This window comes from Dellaglioa sp. CoH-57-MRSF-18 (assembly GCF_056781995.1).
In genome coordinates this window covers 129905-149273 of the sequence record NZ_JBXAXX010000002.1, presented here as the reverse complement: position 1 = coordinate 149273, position 19369 = coordinate 129905, and the positions used below count along the sequence as shown (strand labels likewise).

15 protein-coding genes are annotated in these 19369 nt (G+C 33.3%); 10 read left to right on the top strand and 5 right to left on the bottom strand.

Going from position 1 to position 19369, the window contains the following annotated elements; translation table 11 throughout:
• Positions 1-93 precede the first annotated feature (93 nt).
• Genes AC1RPG_RS02500 through pyrE form a run of 7 tightly spaced genes read left to right on the top strand, consistent with a single transcriptional unit; the run spans position 94 to position 9244 of the window.
• On the top strand, positions 94-1368 hold the full coding sequence (locus tag AC1RPG_RS02500; protein ID WP_481761310.1) for a solute carrier family 23 protein: 1275 nt from the start codon (positions 94-96) through the stop codon (positions 1366-1368).
• 14 nt (positions 1369-1382) lie between these two features.
• Entirely contained in the window at positions 1383-2333 is a 951-nt protein-coding gene (locus tag AC1RPG_RS02495; RefSeq protein ID WP_481761311.1) for an aspartate carbamoyltransferase catalytic subunit, read from the top strand.
• Positions 2330-3619 carry a dihydroorotase gene (locus tag AC1RPG_RS02490; RefSeq protein WP_481761312.1) on the top strand — a complete coding sequence of 430 codons (1290 nt, stop codon included), beginning with the start codon at positions 2330-2332 and terminating at the stop codon, positions 3617-3619. Before AC1RPG_RS02495 ends, AC1RPG_RS02490 begins: the two co-directional genes overlap by 4 nt.
• A gap of 3 nt (positions 3620-3622) precedes the next feature.
• Complete coding sequence (locus tag AC1RPG_RS02485) at positions 3623-4699, top strand: carbamoyl phosphate synthase small subunit (protein WP_481761313.1); 1077 nt, start codon at positions 3623-3625, stop codon at positions 4697-4699.
• Positions 4700-4701: 2 nt separating this feature from the next.
• Positions 4702-7887 carry a carbamoyl-phosphate synthase large subunit gene (carB, locus tag AC1RPG_RS02480; RefSeq protein WP_481761314.1) on the top strand — a complete coding sequence of 1062 codons (3186 nt, stop codon included), beginning with the start codon at positions 4702-4704 and terminating at the stop codon, positions 7885-7887.
• Positions 7888-7903: 16 nt separating this feature from the next.
• Positions 7904-8617, top strand: coding sequence for an orotidine-5'-phosphate decarboxylase (pyrF, locus tag AC1RPG_RS02475; protein ID WP_481761408.1), 714 nt, complete (start codon positions 7904-7906; stop codon positions 8615-8617).
• The gene (gene pyrE, locus AC1RPG_RS02470) at positions 8618-9244 is read left to right on the top strand and encodes an orotate phosphoribosyltransferase (RefSeq protein WP_481761315.1); all 627 of its coding nucleotides are present in this window, start codon (positions 8618-8620) and stop codon (positions 9242-9244) included. It begins immediately after the preceding gene.
• Between the two features lie 42 nt (positions 9245-9286).
• Here the strand turns inward: pyrE and AC1RPG_RS02465 are convergent, their stop codons facing one another.
• A complete protein-coding gene (locus AC1RPG_RS02465) occupies positions 9287-10990 on the bottom strand; it encodes an NFACT RNA binding domain-containing protein (protein ID WP_481761316.1) in 1704 nt (567 codons plus the stop codon).
• 155 nt (positions 10991-11145) lie between these two features.
• On the opposite strand from AC1RPG_RS02465, the gene AC1RPG_RS02460 reads away from it, so the two are divergent.
• From AC1RPG_RS02460 to xerS, 3 genes are all read left to right on the top strand, one after another.
• Positions 11146-11565 (top strand): MarR family winged helix-turn-helix transcriptional regulator, encoded by a 420-nt coding sequence (locus AC1RPG_RS02460; protein WP_481761317.1) that lies wholly within the window; start codon positions 11146-11148, stop codon positions 11563-11565.
• Positions 11566-11592: 27 nt separating this feature from the next.
• On the top strand, positions 11593-12459 hold the full coding sequence (locus tag AC1RPG_RS02455; protein ID WP_481761318.1) for a DegV family protein: 867 nt from the start codon (positions 11593-11595) through the stop codon (positions 12457-12459).
• Positions 12460-13081: 622 nt separating this feature from the next.
• Positions 13082-14152 (top strand): tyrosine recombinase XerS, encoded by a 1071-nt coding sequence (gene xerS, locus AC1RPG_RS02450; RefSeq protein WP_409022540.1) that lies wholly within the window; start codon positions 13082-13084, stop codon positions 14150-14152.
• Positions 14153-14194: 42 nt separating this feature from the next.
• On the opposite strand, the gene AC1RPG_RS02445 is transcribed toward xerS, so the two are convergent.
• The 4 genes from AC1RPG_RS02445 to parC form a co-directional block, all read right to left on the bottom strand.
• Positions 14195-14854: an HD domain-containing protein gene (locus AC1RPG_RS02445; protein WP_481761319.1), complete on the bottom strand. Its 660-nt coding sequence runs from the start codon at positions 14852-14854 to the stop codon at positions 14195-14197.
• Positions 14855-14915: 61 nt separating this feature from the next.
• A complete protein-coding gene (locus AC1RPG_RS02440) occupies positions 14916-15845 on the bottom strand; it encodes a manganese-dependent inorganic pyrophosphatase (protein ID WP_481761321.1) in 930 nt (309 codons plus the stop codon).
• Positions 15846-15861: 16 nt separating this feature from the next.
• A complete protein-coding gene (locus AC1RPG_RS02435; protein ID WP_481761322.1) occupies positions 15862-16818 on the bottom strand; it encodes a LysR family transcriptional regulator in 957 nt (318 codons plus the stop codon).
• Positions 16819-16923: 105 nt separating this feature from the next.
• A complete protein-coding gene (gene parC, locus AC1RPG_RS02430) occupies positions 16924-19356 on the bottom strand; it encodes a DNA topoisomerase IV subunit A (protein WP_481761409.1) in 2433 nt (810 codons plus the stop codon).
• Positions 19357-19369: the final 13 nt, after the last annotated feature.

Genomic DNA, 19369 nt, shown 5'->3' with positions numbered 1-19369 from the left:
CTATTAGGGAATAACGTAGGCCCAAACTAGATTTCAACTTCGAACGCATCTCTCTATAGAGGTGCGTTTTTTATATAGAAAGGAAATGAGAAAATGAAAGAAAAGTTTAGAAATGATGATGCTGTACTTGATATCCATGATAGACCATCATTTGGGCAATGGATGGGATTATCAATTCAACATTTGTTCACGATGTTTGGAGCAACAGTTTTAGTACCTATTCTAGTCGGTTTGAACCCAAGTATTGCTTTATTTAGTTCAGGTGTAGGTACTTTGGTTTATATCGGAATTACAAATGGTAAAATTCCAGCTTACCTTGGTTCAAGTTTTGCTTTTATTGCGGTTATGCAAATGTTAATGAAAACATCCGGTTATCCGGCGGTTGCTCAAGGAACGATTGCAGCTGGATTAGTTTATCTGATTGTTTCAATTATTATCGGAAAAGTTGGTTCAGGTTGGCTTGATCGTATTTTACCACCAGTTGTCGTGGGGCCAGTTGTCATGGTCATCGGATTATCTATGGCAACAACAGCAGCAAGTAACGCGATGTTAAAATCGGGTACTTATGATATTAAATATGTTTGGGTCGCAATCTTCACCCTGGCCATTACAATATTTTTCAATATGTATCTTAAAGGATTCATTAGTTTAATTCCCATTTTATTAGGAATTGTCTGTGGCTACATTATGGCCGTCTTATGTGGAATCGTTGATTTTTCTACGGTAGAAAAGGCAAATTGGCTTACATTACCTGCATTCGATGTTGCATTTATAAATTACCAACCTAAAATTTATTGGAGCGCCATTATTGGTATGGCACCAATCGCATTTGTCACAATGACTGAGCATATGGGTCATATAATGGTTTTAAATAAATTAACGAAAAGAAACTTTTTCAAGGATCCTGGACTAAATAGAACCCTTTTCGGTGATGGTGTATCATCAATTATTGCTGGATTTGTTGGAGGTCCTCCAACAACTTCGTACGGTGAAAATATTGGTGTTTTAGCCATGACTAAGGTTCATAGTATTTGGGTGATTGGTGGCGCCGCATTCTTCGCCATTGTCTTTAGTTTCGTTGGAAAAATTAGTGCTTTGATTCAAAGTATTCCAGGACCAGTTATTGGTGGTATTAGTTTTCTACTCTTTGGTGTTATTGCTTCAAGTGGGTTAAGAATCTTAATCGATAATCAAATTGATTATGATAAAAAGCATAATCTGATGATTACTGCCAGTATCCTAGTGTTAGGAATTGGTGGCATGTACTTAAAAGTAGGCGATTTACAATTAACAAGTATTGCACTTGCAACAGTAGTAGGTATTGCACTAAACCTTATTTTACCTAAAGAAGCTAAAAGCGAAAAATAATAGGAGATGATATTTTGTTAGATAAAAAGACAAATTTAGTTCAGTTACAACATTTAGTATCAATCGAGGATCTATCTACAGAAGAAGTTGAAGCATTAATTGAAAGAGCTGAAAAGTTTAAACGAAATCCGTCATTATTTAACTTAAAACATCCTATCTTTACAACAAATTTATTTTTTGAAAATAGTACCAGAACACATAGTAGCTTTGAAGTAGCTGAGCAACGTATGAAATTAAACATTGTCTCATTTAATCCAAGTATTAGTGCACTCAGTAAAGGTGAAACTTTATACGATACTGTTTTAACAATGGGTGCTATTGGGACTCAAATCGCAGTTATCCGCCATCCTGAGAATGAATATTATCAACAATTAATTGGTGATAATGATTTGGGAGTTGGTATTATCAATGGTGGAGATGGGAGTGGACAACATCCTTCACAATGTTTACTCGATATGATGACGATTAAAGAAGAGTTTGGGACATTTAAAGACTTAAAAGTTGCAATTGTAGGAGATTTAACTAATTCGAGAGTTGCTAAAAGTAATATGCAATTATTAAAAAAATTAGGTGCTTCATTATACTTTTCAGGTCCAAAGGAATGGTTTTCTGAAGAATTTGAAGCATACGGTCAGTATTTAGAAATGGACGAATTAGTTGGTGAAGTTGATGTTATGATGATGCTACGTGTCCAACATGAGCGTCATACGGATGATAGTAAATTTTCGAAAAAGAATTATCATGAAAAATTTGGATTAAGTATTGAACGCGGTAAAAAATTAAAAAAACAAACAATTATTATGCATCCGGGTCCGATTAATAGAGATGTAGAATTAGCCAGTGAATTAGTTGAATGTGAACAATCACGATTTGTAAAACAAATGACGAATGGGGTATTTGTTAGAATGGCCATTTTAGAAGCTGTCATTAACGGACGTCATTTAATGGAGGCTAATAGAGCATGAAGAAATTAATTAAAAACGGAACCGTTTTTTTGAATCATAGTTTTAGCCAACAAGATATCTTGATTGAAGACGACAAAATTAAAGCAATTGGCACTAATTTAGCTGATGAACTGTTAAATGTTGATTTAGTTATTGATGCAGAACATTTAATTGTTGTACCCGGGTTAATTGACGTTCATGTCCATTACAGGGAACCTGGATTTGAATACAAAGAGACGATTAAGACAGGAAGTCAGGCCGCTGCCCGAGGTGGTTTTACCACAGTAGGAGCCATGCCTAATTTAGATCCTGTTCCTGATACGTTAGAACATTTTGCTGAAATAAAGCGACGTAATCAAAAAGACGGACAAGTACATATTTCCCAATATGCTGCAATTACCAAAGGTAGAACTTCTGAAGAATTAGTAAATTTTGGAGAATTAAAAAAAGCCGGGGCATTCGCCTTTACAAATGATGGCTCAGGTATTCAGACAGCTGGAACAATGTATCTTGCAATGAAAGAAGCAGTAAAGGTTAATTTACCACTTGTCTCTCATGTTGAAGATAACTCATTATTATTTGGTGGCGTCATGAACGAAGGTGTTCGTGCAAAAAATCTAGGGCTACCTGGTATTATGGGGGTTGTAGAATCATCACAATTAGCCCGAGATTTAATGCTTGCACAAAAAACGGGTGTTCACTATCATATGTGTCACGTTTCTACAAAAGAAAGTGTGGAATTAATTCGACTTGCTAAGAGTCATGGAATTAATGTTTCCTGTGAAGTTTCACCACATCATTTATTATTAACGGATTCAGACATTCATATGGATAATGGTAATTTTAAAATGAACCCCCCATTACGAACTGAAGAAGATCGCCTAGCTTTGATCGAGGGATTATTAGATGGCACAATCGATATGATTGCGACAGATCATGCACCACATAGTGAAGATGAAAAACGCGGTAGCATGCTTAATGCCGCTTTTGGTATAACTGGAAGTGAAACGGCCTTTCCGTTGTTATATACAAGAATGGTTAAAACAGGGATTTTAACATTAGCCCAACTTATTGTTCTAATGAGTGAAGCGCCAGCCAAACAGTTTAATCTAAATGGTGGTACGTTTGAGCCTGGTTCAGTAGCAGATATTGCAATTTTTGATATCAAAAATGAGCAAACAATTAATGAAGCAGATTATGTCTCAAAAGGTAAAAATAGTCCTTTTACAGGGCAAAAAATTTATGGGAAAACAATGTTAACGCTAGTTAGCGGTGAAATCAAATATGATAGTCGAAAGGTTGAGTAAATCATGAAACGATTCTTAATTTTAGAAGACGGAAGTATTTTTAAAGGATTTAGTTTTGGAGCAATGGCCTCAACTACTGGCGAAGTCGTTTTTACGACTGGAATGACAGGGTACCAAGAAACGATTACAGATCAATCATTCAGTAATCAAATTATCACGTTTACTAATCCTATTATTGGTAATTATGGTGTTAATTTGGATGATTATGAATCAATAGAACCTTCATGCAAGGGCGTTATCGTTAATAATGTTGCTAGGGTTTCTAGCAATTGGCGTCAACAATTAACCTTAGATGAATTTTTAAAACAGAAGGATATTCCTGGAATATATGGCATTGATACACGCGAATTAACAAAGAAATTACGAAATGTAGGAACGATGAAAGGAAGCATTATTGATTCCGATGCTGATTTAAATCATGCCTTTGATGCAATGAGTGCAACTGTACTCAACCAAAATATCGTCCAACAAGTTTCAACGATTAAACCCTATCCTAATCCTGGAACAAAATTAAACATTGTATTAGTCGATTTTGGGTTAAAGCACAGTATTTTGCGAGAGTTATCTAAGCGTGATTGCAACGTAATTGTTTTACCGTATAATGCAACTGCAAAACAAATATCTGATTTACAACCTGATGGTGTCCTATTATCGAATGGGCCAGGGGATCCCAAAACTTTACCGGAGGTTGTTGAGATGATCAAAATGATACAACCTAAATTTCCGATTTTTGGTATTTGTTTAGGACATCAGTTACTAGCACTAGCAAACGGTGCAGATACATATAAAATGAAATTCGGACATCGTGGATTTAATCATCCGGTTAGAGAAATTGCAACTGGACGAATTGATTTCACCTCACAAAATCATGGATTTGCGGTGGATAGCGATTCTATCGATTCAGATAAACTGATAGTGACACATCGTGAAATTAATGACGAGTCTGTTGAAGGAATTAAACATAAAACTGATCCAGCATTTAGTGTCCAATTTCATCCGGATGCTGCGCCTGGTCCACATGATGCAGATTATTTATTTGATGAATTTATTGAAATGATAAACCGAGTTGGGAGAAAATAAATATGCCTAAGAGAAATGATATCCATAAAATAATGGTTCTTGGATCTGGTCCTATTATTATTGGTCAGGCCGCAGAGTTTGATTATTCTGGTACACAAGCTTGTTTATCTTTAAAAGAAGAGGGTTACGAAGTTGTTTTAGTGAATTCCAATCCAGCTACAATTATGACGGATAAAGAAGTTGCAGACGAAGTGTACATTGAACCTTTAACGGTAGAATCAGTTTCAGGTATTTTACGTAAAGAGTATCCAGATGCCATTGTACCAACTTTAGGTGGTCAAATTGGCCTTAATTTAGCTATGGAATTGTCTCAATCAGGTATATTAGATGAATTAAACATTGAATTATTAGGTACTAAATTAAAATCAATTGATCAAGCTGAAGATCGTGAACAATTTAAACAATTAATGCAAGAGTTAAATGAACCCGTTCCGGAATCACTAACTGTTGAAACCTTAGAGAGTGCGCTAGAATTTGCAGATATTGCAGGATACCCAGTTATTGTTAGACCTGCATTTACAATGGGTGGGACTGGTGGTGGTCTATGTAAAACAGCTGAAGAACTTAGTAAAACGGTTGTTAATGGATTAGAGCTATCACCAACAACACAATGCTTGATAGAAAAGAGTATTGCAGGATACAAGGAAATTGAATTTGAGGTTATGCGAGACCACGCTGATAATGCAATTGTTGTTTGTAGCATGGAAAATTTTGATCCTGTTGGTATTCATACAGGAGACTCTATTGTCTTTGCACCAACTCAAACCTTATCTGATAGAGAGTATCAGATGTTACGAGACGTATCCTTGAAATTAATTAGGGCCTTAAAAATAGAAGGTGGTTGTAATGTACAACTTGCTCTAGATCCTCATAGTTTTAAATATAATATTATAGAAGTTAATCCGCGTGTAAGTCGTTCATCAGCATTAGCTTCAAAAGCAACGGGATACCCAATTGCGAAGATAGCTGCCAAAATAGCAGTTGGATTGAATTTAGATGAGATTTTAAATCCAGTGACTAAAACAACTTTTGCTGAATTCGAACCAGCATTGGACTACGTTGTTGCTAAAATACCACGTTGGCCATTTGATAAGTTCAATCGAGCAAATCGTTCACTTGGAACGCAAATGAAGGCAACTGGTGAGGTTATGGCAATTGGTCGTAATATGGAAGAAAGCTTGTTAAAAGCAGTTCGATCTTTAGAAATTGATGAAGATTACTTGTGCTTAGATAATGCTCAAAATGCAACTGACTCCCAACTTGAAAACCAGTTGGTTAATGCAACTGACCAGAGATTGTTTTATTTAACAGAAGCAATACGTCGCGGGTACACAATTGAAGAAATTGAAAAACTAACAAAAATAAATTTAGTCTTTTTGGATAAATTAAAACACATAGTCGAAATTGAAATGTCGCTAAGTATCAATATTAAAGATATTGACGTCCTTATTGAAGCTAAAAAACATGGTTTTAGTGATAAAGTTATTGCTGATATTTGGCACGAAACTTCGGAGGATATTAGAAAGTTTAGAATAGAAAATAATATTATTCCAGTTTATAAAATGGTTGATACCTGTGCTGCGGAATTTGAATCAGCCACACCATACTTTTATAGTACGTACGAACATGAGAATGAGAGTTTAAAGAGTAAAAAACAAGCAATTATGGTTATTGGTTCTGGTCCCATTAGAATTGGTCAAGGTGTTGAATTTGATTACGCAACAGTTCATTGTGTTAGAGCTATCCGTGACGCAGGATATGAAGCAATTATCATGAATAGTAATCCAGAAACCGTTTCAACTGATTTTTCAATCGCTGATAAATTATATTTTGAACCATTAACATTGGAAGATGTTTTAAATGTGATTGATGTTGATAAACCTTTAGGTGTAATCGTTCAGTTTGGTGGACAGACAGCAATTAATCTTGCTGCGGGATTACAACAGTATGGCATTAAAATATTAGGAACGTCTGTTAACAATTTGGATCGTGCTGAGGATAGAGAGTCATTCAACCGAGCGATTAAGCATCTAGGATTAAAACAACCCATTGGTAAGACTGCAATAACACAAGAAGATGTGCTTAAGCGAGCAACAGAAATCGGTTATCCCGTTCTTGTTAGACCTAGCTATGTTTTAGGTGGACGTGCAATGGAGATTGTTCAAAATCAGGTTGAACTCGAATTATATTTGCTAAATAACGTTAAAATCGCACCACAACATCCAATCTTAATTGATAGTTATCTTGAAGGTATTGAGTGTGAAGTAGATGCAATTTGTGATGGTGTTTCTGTCTTAATTCCAGGAATTATGGAGCATATTGAACATGCTGGAATTCATTCAGGCGACTCAATGGCTGTATATCCATCACAACATCTATCAGACAAGATTAAAGCAGAAATCGTTAATGCAACTAAAAAGATTGCACTTGAACTAAAATGTGTGGGATTAATGAACCTTCAATTTATTGTGCATCAAGATGAACTTTATATTTTAGAAGTTAATCCACGTGCCAGTCGTACCGTTCCATTTTTAAGTAAAGTAACAGGTATTAAAATGACCCAGGTAGCGACTAAAATTATATTAGGTTATGATTTGCAAGAACAAGGTTACCAGGATGGTTTATACCCAGAATCTAGTTCTGTTCATGTAAAAGCGCCTGTGTTCTCATTTAGTAAATTGAATGATGTTGATCCATTTCTAGGACCAGAAATGAAATCAACCGGGGAAGTTATGGGAACGGATCAAACATTTTCTAAAGCACTCTGCAAAGCATTAGTAGCCGCTAATATTAGTTTATCAGGTAATGGTTCCGTATTAGTAAATGTTAACGACAAAAATAAAAATGCTATATTACCACTTGTTCAACGATTTGTTTTACTTGGTTACAAAGTTTTAACATTACCAAAAATGGTTGATTTCTTTTTAGATAATCAGATTAAAACGTTTACCAGTACAGAGGCATTAAGCGTTAACCGACAATTAGATGATATTAATAATTTGTTACAAACTGGAACCGTTCAATTTGTTATCGATACACTATCAGATGATCACGATAAAGCATCATATGGTTATCAAACGCGTAAAATATCAGTAATGCAACATATTCCATTGTTTACATCTTTACAAACTGTTGATGTACTTATTCAAGCGTTAGAAAGCCAGTCATTTTCAGTAGCAGCACTATAAAAATTAAGGGGAGTAGATAATGATTAATCGACCTATCATTGCTTTAGATTTTCAGAATAGAATGCAAACGACAGATTTTTTACAGTTATTTCCTCAAGATGAACAACTATTTGTTAAAGTTGGTATGGAATTGTTTTACAGTGAAGGAACTCGTTTTGTTGAAGAATTAATTGATCAGGGGCATGACATTTTTCTTGATTTAAAATGTCATGATATTCCAAATACTGTTCGGCAAACTATGACCAGTTTAAGTCGACTAGGTATTTCATTAACAACAGTCCATGCGGCTGGTGGCGTTGAAATGATGAAATATGCATTAGATGGATTAGACCAAGGTAATTCCTCAATAAAAATGCCGAAAATAATCGCAATTACACAATTAACTTCTACCAGCCAAGAACAACTAGAAACGGAACAATTGGTTGAACGACCATTAATTGAAAGTGTCGTTAATTACGCTAAGTTAACAGAATTAGCTGGATTAGCGGGTGTTGTTTGTTCAGCACAAGAAGCTAAAATAATTAAGGAAGCAACTTCCAAAAACTTTTTGGCAGTCACACCTGGAATACGATTGGAAGGGCAGGCAGTAAGTGATCAAAAAAGAGTAATGACACCAGCTGCTGCAAAAAGAAATCAAAGTAGCGCCATCGTTGTCGGACGATCAATAACGCAAGCAGTAGATCCGTTTGCTGCTTACCAAGCAATCAAAAAAATGTGGGAGGAAGCTTAAATGAATTTAGCAGAGACAGTTGCCAGTGATTTATTAGAGATTGGTGCCGTAACTTTATCGCCAAAGAAGCCGTTTATTTGGGCAAGTGGACTAAAAAGTCCAATTTATTGTGATAATCGGTTAACGATTAGTTATCCTGAAATTCGTACTAGAATCGCTAAAGGCATAGCAGGTATTATTCGTGAAAAATATCCTGATACAGAGGTAATTGCAGGAACGGCAACTGCAGGAATACCCCATGCAGCATGGATTGCTAATGAATTAAATTTACCGTTAATTTATGTTAGAACAAAGCCTAAAGATCATGGTACTGGTCAACAAATTGAAGGACGATTAATCAAAGGACAAAAAACTATTTTAATTGATGATCTCATTTCAACTGGTGGAAGTGTTATTCAAGCAGTTAATGCAGCAAAAAATGAAGGCGCTGATGTTCTAGGTGTCATCGGTATTTTTAGTTATGAACTAGCGGCAAGTACGACAAATTTTGCTGATATTAAAACACCTTTTGAGACATTAACTAATTATTCAACACTTATTAAAGTAGCTAAGGAACAAGAAAAAATTAATTCTGATGAAAAATTATTATTGGATAAATGGCGTATCAATCCAAGTAATTGGTTATAGTAAAAAAGTTTCAACTAAGAATAATTTCTTAGTTGAAACTTTTTATTTACGACGCATAGCCATAATTTTTTGTAAGTCTGGTGTAATAAAGGTTGAGTTTTGACCTTCGTAGACAACAAAACCTGGCTTTGAGCCATTGGGCTTTTTAATCCGTTTAACTTGGATATAATCTACTGGAACAGATGCTGATTGACGATATTTTGAGAAATAAGCAGCTAAGTTAGCCGCTTCTGTGACTGTTTCATCACTAGGATTAGAACTGTGAATAATTACATGGGAACCAGGAATGTTTTTAGCATGTAGCCAGATGTCAGATTTATTGGCTGTCTTCATGGTTAGTTGATCATTTTGAAGATTATTCTTACCAACAGAGATAAGGGTTCCATCTGTTGCATAATATTCATCTGGTTTACTTATTTTAATTTTAATTGCTTTTTTATTTTTATTCAATTTTTGTTCTTTTAATAAACCTTGTTGTTGTAATTCAACCTTAATATCTGGTAAGTCTTTAGGTTCAGCTAACTCGATTTCTGATTGAATTTCTTCTAAGTAAGCAATTTCTTTTTTATTTAGGAGAAGTTGCTCATTAACAAATATAACTGCATTCTTTTGTTTTTGATATTTTTTAAAATATTTTTGTGCATTTTTTGAAGGTGAAATTTGATTGGATAATTGAATGGTCATTTCTTTTTCATTATCATAGAAATTAGGTAATGAAACTTCTGTCATTCCTTGTTTAACTAAGTGAAGATAAGTAGTTAATAATTCACCTTGGACCCGTAATTGATCCGCTGTTTCAGTATTTTTTAAAGTTTTTTCTAATTTTTTTTGTTTACCACGGTTCTTTTTGAGCTCATTTTTAACAACGCGGATTAAATGGCTACCTTGTTGTTGAACGCGGTCTTTATTTGCTTTATCGAGATAGTAAGTATCCAGCATTTCGCTTAATGAATCGAATTCTTGACCAGTACCAATTTCTTTATTTGGAATGGCCGAAAAATCAAGACGTTTGCCAGATAAAATAGTTGGTGTCGGTGTATCAAATTGTGTGAAGAAAGTTGACCAGCTGACACTAGGGTCTTCAACATTAGTATGAAGTGCAGTTGCAAGATCTAAACTAGATTGACCAGCGAGACCTTGATAGCTATTTTGAAGTTCCTTCGCTAGGACTTCCTTATTTGGAAACTCGGATAAAAGTTTTTTAAATGTATCAGTTGTATCTGTAAATGGATTTAATTTATCTTGAGCTGGTGGCTGACGATAGGTTGCACCAGGTATTAGCATACGATATCGATTTTGGTCTGAACTAATATGTTTAATGGTATCCAAAACCTTATCATTAGTTGGATTAATTAGTAGACAATTACTATAACGTCCCATCATTTCTAAACTTAAAATTAGAGGTTGTTCATCACCAAGTTCATTTCTAGTTAAAAATGAAAAATTAATAATACGATCATTAGCAATCTGATCAATTGCTACAAGTTGACCGCTCTCTAAATATTTACGAAGCATCATAGTAAAATTAGTTGGTGTTTTAGGATTTGAATAGGGAATATTTGTAATTTGTGCACGAGCATAACTTGAATGTGCAGATAATAGTAAGGGTTGATTCTTTCTATTTGCACGAATTGTAATAATAACCTCATTAGGGTAGGGTTGTGATATTTTTGAGACCCGACCACCGATTAGTTTGGTTCTTAGTTCACTAATCATTGCATGAGTAAAAACGCCATCAAATGACATTTAATCAACTCACTTTCTATAAAATATGTTTAATAACTACAAGTGTAACGTTTTAAACGATAAATCGCAAAGAATCATTATTGAATAGTTTTCTTGCCATTTTTAGTCTATATATTGTATAATGCAAGGTATATCGAATTTAAGGGGTCAACAAAATGAAAACAAGTCTTGAAAACTTACTATCAATTGATAAACAGTATAAAGTGATTTTACAACGTTTAACTAAAAAAAATCAATTAACAATATCTGAGTGGCAGTTATTAAAGAAAATAAGTGCTAAATTTAACACACAGGAAAAATTGGCCGTAGAAACAGATCTAGATATCTCAACACTAAGTCGACAATTAAAACGCTTAGTTGAAAAAGAAATGCTTGATAAGCATAGTATCGGTGACGATAAACGCCAATTGATTTATACAATGACTGAAATCGGCGTTGAGTCGTCAAAAGCAGTTGATAAAGGTTTTACTGAACTTGAAGCAACTATTTTTGAAAAGTGGCCAGAAGATGAACAAAATTTATTAAGAATATTATTAAATCGCTTAGACAAAAGTCTAACGAGGACTGACGTTTAAACCGTCATAAAATGAGGTGTTTAATTAATGAAAATAGCAATTGTAACAGATAGTACTTCGTACCTATCTAAAGATCAGATTGAAGAGAACAATATTACTATAATTCCTATCCCAGTCATTATTGACAATAAAATTTATAATGAAGGCGTTGATATTACAACTGAAGGATTCTATGAAAAATTAAAGACATCTGCATCCTTTCCAAGTACCTCACAGCCTTCTGTTGGGGAAATGATTAACTTATATGATAAATTAGGTAGCGAAGGCTATGATATTATTTTAAGTATTCATTTAACAAATACAATTTCAGGATTTATTGATAATTTAAAAAATATAGCACCAACAATTGAGTCAACTCGTGTGATACCGTATGATTCTGGTATCACAGTTATGTTAATGGGATATTTAGCTTTGGAAGCTGCTAAAATGGCTAAAGAAGATGCCTCTATCGATGATATCATTGCCCGATTAGATGATTTGAAGACAACGTTAGGTGAATATTTCATTGTTGATGATTTGCAAAATCTTGTACGAGGCGGTCGTTTGTCTAATGCTTCAGCCTTTATTGGAAGTGTTCTTAAAATTAAGCCAATTTTAACATTTGATAGTGTTTCAAATAAAATTGTTGCATTTGAAAAGATTAGATCAACTAAGAAGGCAATTAAGCGTGTAGAAGATTTATTTGAAGAGCATCGTGCATCTGTTGATTATCCTTTACGTGGACTTATTATTCATGCAAATGATGAAACGTCAGCAATTAAGTGGCAGACTAAAATGAAGAAGAAATATCCTGATATGACATTTGATATCAGTTACTTTGGACCAGTCATTGGGACACATTTAGGTGAAAAAGCATTAGCATTAGCGTGGATTAAAGACTTTGATCAAGCTTAAGAGTTATTAAAACTAACAACCGGTTTAATCGGTTGTTAGTTTTTTGTTTTCAAATAATAATTAAGATGTAACTGTGACTAGATAATAGTATGTCGGAGAAAATAATTTTAAGTTAATAGATAAAGTTTAAAAGCATCAAATGAGTGGTAAATTGAGACTTATCATATTAACACTATCCAACTTTAGTTAAAACACACAATTTAATGAAAGTTTAGTAGCGCAATATCTTACTGATTTTAAACAAGTCTATTTAAATTATCATTCGTTTTGTATTTGTATCTCGCTCATTTTATTTTATGTAAATATAATTTGTTCATCATAAAATATATTTACAATTATTATTCTCCAATAAATTATATAATTAACACTAATATTTGTAGATACATATCAAGCATGACGACCATAATTTGCCAAATTATGGTATTAGCTATATAAGGATTACTTAAAATCTAAAGTATTAAATATATTAGTTATTTTGTGAATAAACACTAATTTTAAATAATATGTATCATACTGTTTGATATAAGAACATTTTGCGTTCAACTTTCATTAAAGTTGAATTGTAACTCTTTAATGTGTTATTCTCTACGTATTAAACTATCCGTTATAATGAGGTGTATTTTTGAGAAAAGAAAAATATTTAGAATTAATTGAGAATGAATTACAGTACCAACCTTGGTATGCGCAGGAATACTATCAATCTAAATCTACAATCCCCCTATCCAATGCAACGTTATATCAATATTTAACAGAGTTTAGACGTTTTTTTGATTGGTTACTGGCAGAAGGTATTGTTAACGAAAAATCAATTAAGACAATCGATATTAGTGTTTTAGAACATTTAAAAAAGGAAGATATGGAACTATATAAATCCTCCCTACTTTCTAGAAGTAAATCAAATAATGCAAATAGCAACACACAACTCTCTAGGAGCACTGTAAATCGTTCTCTAACAGCGATTTCTTCATTGTTCAGGTATCTTTCTGAAGAAACGGAAAAAGAAGATGGAGAGCCATATTTTTATCGTAATGTGATGAAAAAAATTACTGTCGTAAAAGATAACGAAACGTTTGCTACACGTGCAGCAAATATTAAAGATAAATTAATGCTTGGAACTGAAGATCGTGATTATATTAACTTTATTGATCAAAAATATGCCGATTTGTTAAAGCCTAAAGGTCTTTCCTTTTTCAAACGGGATAAAGATCGCGATATTGCTATTAACGCTTTAATGCTAGGTAGTGGTTTACGGGTTTCAGAAGTTGCAAATAGTGACCTACCTGATTTAAATTTAAAAACAAATAATATTACCGTCATTCGAAAAGGTGGCAAGAAGGATACTGTGCCAATTGCACCGTGGGTAATCCCCTATCTTGTTAAATATATTGAAGTGCGTACAATGAACTATAAAGTAGATAAAATGGAAAAAGCCCTATTTTGTTCATCATATCGTGGAATTGGAAAACGCATTGAGAGTGGTACAATTGAAAAATTGGTAGCCAAGTACTCATCTGCATTTAAAGTCCGTGTTACGCCGCATAAACTACGCCATACACTCGCTTCTAAATTGTACCTAGAGACGAAGAATGAACAACTTGTAGCAACACAATTGGGTCAGAGTTCGACAAGTGCAACTGCGTTATATACCCATATGATTGATGAAGAACAACGGAATGCTATTAATAAATTATAAAATAAAAACGATTAACTCGATATTGAGTTAATCGTTTTTATTTTATGACTTTCCTTCCCATTCAGATTTGAAATTCTCAAGGAAATCTAACATAATTTGATGTCTATTTTTAGCCATTCGTTTTCCTGGTTCAGTGTTCATTGTTTCTGTAAGTGTCAATAACTTTTCGTAGAAATGGTTAATGACCGTTTGATTCTCAATATTCCTGTATTCTTCTGGGGTCATATTTCTTCTTGGACCACGATGTGGATCATATATTTTACTGCCAACATGTCCACCGTAATAAAAAGTTCTAGCAATACCGACAGCACCAATTGCATCTAATCGATCAGCATCTTGAACAACTTTTGCTTCTTCGGGCAAGTTAATAGTATTATCGTTCAATTGGTTTTTAAAAGAAATTGATTTAATAATTATTAAAATATCATTAATTTGAAGTGAAGTTAAATCAATAGATGTTAAAAAATTTGTTAAATTAGTTACTTCTTCTTTAACATTATCGACTACTTTATCATCAATTACGTCATGTAAATAACTACTAAGAACAATTATTAAATAATTGATATTATGAATTTCTGAGGCAATCGTTTTTGAATTTGTAACGACTCGTTCAATATGAGCAAAGTCATGTCCAGAAGTATCTGACGCTAATTTATTTTGCGTATATATTTTAACTGCTTGAATTTGTTCTTCAGGTAGCATCCTAAATTCTCCTTAAAATAAAAAAGCTTAGAGATAAAGTCTAAACTTTTAAGATTTTTTATTAAGCTTCAAAAACAGCTTGTAATTGAGGAACAACTTGTTTTTTTCTTGAAACAACACCAGGTAATGACAATTTGTTATCAGAAAGTTTTGTGTTGAAGGCTTTTTCAACCATTTCTTTAGGTTCTCCAACAACTAATAGTTCTGAATCACTGTCTAGGATATTTGTAACTAATAGTAAGAATAAATCATAATTATTAGCTTTACTATCATCTTCAATCGCTGAAACTAGTGCAGCTTCACGGTTAAAAACTTCTTCTAAATCAACGGTATTAACTTGAGCAACACGTACTGTTTTACCAGCCATATCAAAAGATTTGGCATCTCCGTTAATCAATTCTGTTTCAGTTTTGCTAGATAAATTAGTTCCAGCTTTTAACATATCTAATCCGTATACATTGTAATCAGTGTTACTAATTTTAGAAAGTGCTTTAGTTGCTTCAATATCAACTGGAGTCGTTGTAGGTGATTTGAATAACAATGTATCAGAAATAATAGCTGACATCATTAATCCTGCAATATTAGCAGGAATTTCAATATTGTTTTCATTAAACATTTTCCATAGGATGGTACTTGAACAACCGACAGCCTCTGCGCGGAAATTAAGAGGCATATTGGTTGTGAAATTAGCAATACGATGATGATCGACAACGTCTGTTACAACAAGATCAGCGATATCAGAAACACTTTGTTGAGATTCATTATGATCAACTAACATAACTGATTCAACCTCATTTTTAGCTGTTTCAATAATTCTTGGTTCAGGTTCATTAAAGTAATCTAAAACAAATTTTGTTTCTTCACTTAATGTTCCTAAGGTAACGGCTTCAGTATCGAAACCTAATTTATTTTGTAGATATGAGAATGCTTTAGCAGCTACAACTGCGTCTGTATCAGGACTTTGATGTCCAAAAATTAATTGTTTAGTCATTATTATAATCTCCTTTTTATTTGTTAATTTCTTTAAGTCGAGTCATGTAATCTTTTTCTTCTAAAAATTTATCAAATGCATTTAAAAAATGTTCATTTCTAGGAATTTCATCTTTATCTTTTCTAAAGACAAATGACAAATCAAATTTTATTTCTGGATCAAAATGAGATGTCCAAAGGTCTTTGCTTTCAGGATGAGCCGTTAAAAATGAAGTTGGTAATGCTGAATAAGCATGTGTTGCACGAGCAAATTTTAAAATCTGTGTGGGTGATGTAAATCTAGCAACACTCTTTGGCAGGTTAACTAATTGATTTTGATAAATTGTTTTAATTGTTTTATCAAGATAATAATCACTTGGATAAGTGACCCAAACATTATCAATTGTTTCTTGAAGTCTAACTTTCTTTTTAGAAGATAACTTTTCATTATGATGTAAAAACAATAAATCTTCAGTAAAGATTTTCTTACTTTCGTATGGTTTCCAGTTTTTAATACTTTCATCTGGAAGATACATAATAGCTAAATCAATTTTATTATTCTCAAGTTCACTCCAAATTTCTTTACGCGTTAGTAAATGGAATGACACAATAATATCTGGATTATTTTTATAGTACTGGATAACAAAATCATCAAACACTTCGTCTTCGATTGAAGCCAAAATCCCGATAGTAATTTCTCCTTGTGTTGCACTTGTTGATTGTTGAATTTCATTCGTTGCTTTATTTAATGTTTCATAGATTTGGTGTGTTGCATCTAGCATTGTATAGCCAGCATCAGAAAGATGTAATTTTTTACCAACAGAATAAAAAAGTGGTGCACCAACTGTTCTTTCTAATTTTTTAATTTGCTGTGTTAATGCAGGTTGTGTGATTCCTAATATTTGGGCTGCTTGCGTATAATTCATTATATCTGCAAGCTGTAAAAAATATGTTAACGTTTTTGATGAAAATATATTTTCTTGCTTTGTTTTCATATTAGCGTGATCTCCTCAGTTCTAGAAATTAATAGTCATATTAGTATAATAAGCGTAATAAAAAAAAAGAGCAAACAAATTTGCCTTTTTTTAACAATTTAATTATTAATTAATCTCATTTAAATTATTAGGTATTCCTAATTGTTCTGTATCAATAACAAATGAACCATTTGAATATCTATCAGATAGCGGATATGACATTGGTTCGATAATAAATTCATTGCCACTTTCAGTAAGGGCATTTAAATTCACATCTTTAGTAATGAGTTTCATGCCAACGACTCTATGAGGTTCCTTCTTAAGCTCTCTAAGAACAAGAACGCCACGTTTCGCCCTACTTGTCGAGCTCACTTCTGATACAGCCATACGCTTAAATGAACCGCGCTGTGTTAATAATCCAATCTGACTATGTTCAGTTACTAAACAAGTAGCGGCAACATAATCATCCTTCTTAAGATTCATCGCGATTACACCAGCTGCTTTAGATCCGACAACAGGAACTTCTTCGAGAGGATACTTTAATCCATACCCATCATGTGAAGCACTAAAAATGAATAACGAGTCATCCGTTTCTTTCAAGTATGAAATCAAGATAACATCATCGTTAGCTTCCTTCAATTTCATGAATTTACTTGCATGACCTTTATAAGTTCGTCCGGGTTGTAAGTCGGAAACCAGTGTTTGTTTAATGAATCCATTTTTAGTTGCAAAAACAAATTTACCAGGGACATTCACTTTTTTGAAAGAAAATGCTTTAATTAAATATTCATCAGTATCTAATCCAATAGTTTGTGAAATATGTTCCCCAGTATCTTTCCACTTTGCCTCAGTTATTTCATGAATTGGACGGTAAATCATATTTCCCTTATTTGTAAACATAAATAGATGATCTAATGTGTTAACAGATTCATTAAATACAATTTGATCTTCGTTTTTCAAACCATTCTCATTTACTCCTGAGGCGTTAAATGACCGTAATGAGCTACGTTTGAGATAACCATCACGGCTAACTAATACTTGAACATCTTCGGGAGTTACTAAAACTGCTGTTTCAATCTTAATGTCTTCAATATGTTCTTGAATTTCAGTTAGTCGAGGTGTGGCATATTCTTTAGATACTTGTTTAAGCTCTTTTTTCACAACATCAGATAACTTACTAGGATCTGCCAATATTGCTTTGTAATCAATAATTTTTGCAGCAAGCTCTGCATTTTCTTTTTCAAGCGCAGTCACATCTGTATTAGACAAGCGGTACAGTTGTAATGAAACAATTGCTTCAGCTTGTTTTTCTGTGAAATCGAACAGATCCATTAAGCTTAATTTAGCACTCTTTTTATCTTTACTTGCACGGATTGCTTTAATTACTTTATCTAAAATTGATAAAGCTTTAATTAACCCTTCAACGATATGTTGACGAGACTCAGCCTTTTTTAAATCAAATTCAGTTCTTTTTTTCGTAACACTTAATTGATACTCTAAGTACGAAGATAAGAATTTTTTTAAGCCAACTAACTCAGGTCGTTGATGGTTAATTGCAACCATATTGAAATTATACGAAATTTGTAAATCAGTATTTTTAAATAAATAATTTAAAATACCTTGTGCATTGACGTTGCGTTTTAATTCAATTGCAATTTGTAGTCCTTCACGATCACTTTCATCTCGAACTTCAGCAATCCCATCAACTTTTTTTAATAAGCGAATTTCATCCATCTTTTTAACAAGAACAGCTTTATTCACTTCGTATGGAATTTCTGAAATAATAATTTGTGTTTTACCACCCTTTAGTTCTTGAATCTCAGTTCTAGAACGAACGACTACTTTACCACGCCCCGTTTTATAAGCACTCTGGATGCCGGATAGTCCTTGTAAAATACCACCGGTTGGAAAATCGGGGCCCTTAACGAATGACATTAATTTATCTAAAGTCGCATTTGGATGACCAATTAAATAAACAACGGCATCAACAACCTCGCTTAAATTATGAGGTGGAATTTCAGTTGCATACCCAGCTGAAATTCCCGTTGCACCATTTACTAACAAATTAGGAAATCTTGCTGGTAAAACAGTTGGTTCATACTCCGTATCATCAAAATTCAATACGAAATCAACCGTTTCTTTTTCAATATCACGTAGCATTTCAGTCGCAATTTTACTTGTACGAGCTTCTGTGTAACGCATTGCGGCAGGAGAATCACCATCCATTGACCCATTATTTCCGTGCATTTCAATTAATGGTGTTCGTAATTTCCAGTTTTGACTCATACGGACCATAGCTTCGTAAATTGAGCTATCTCCATGAGGATGAAAATTACCCATAACATTTCCGACAGATTTAGCAGATTTTCTAAACCCTTTATCATATGTGTTACCATCTTGATTCATTGCGTATAAAATACGACGTTGAACAGGTTTTAGGCCATCACGTATATCAGGTAAAGCACGTTCTTGAATAATATATTTAGAATAACGACCAAATCGTTCACCCATAACATCTTCTAAGGTCAGCTCTTGAATTTTTGATGTATCTTTTTCTATAGCCAAATTAATA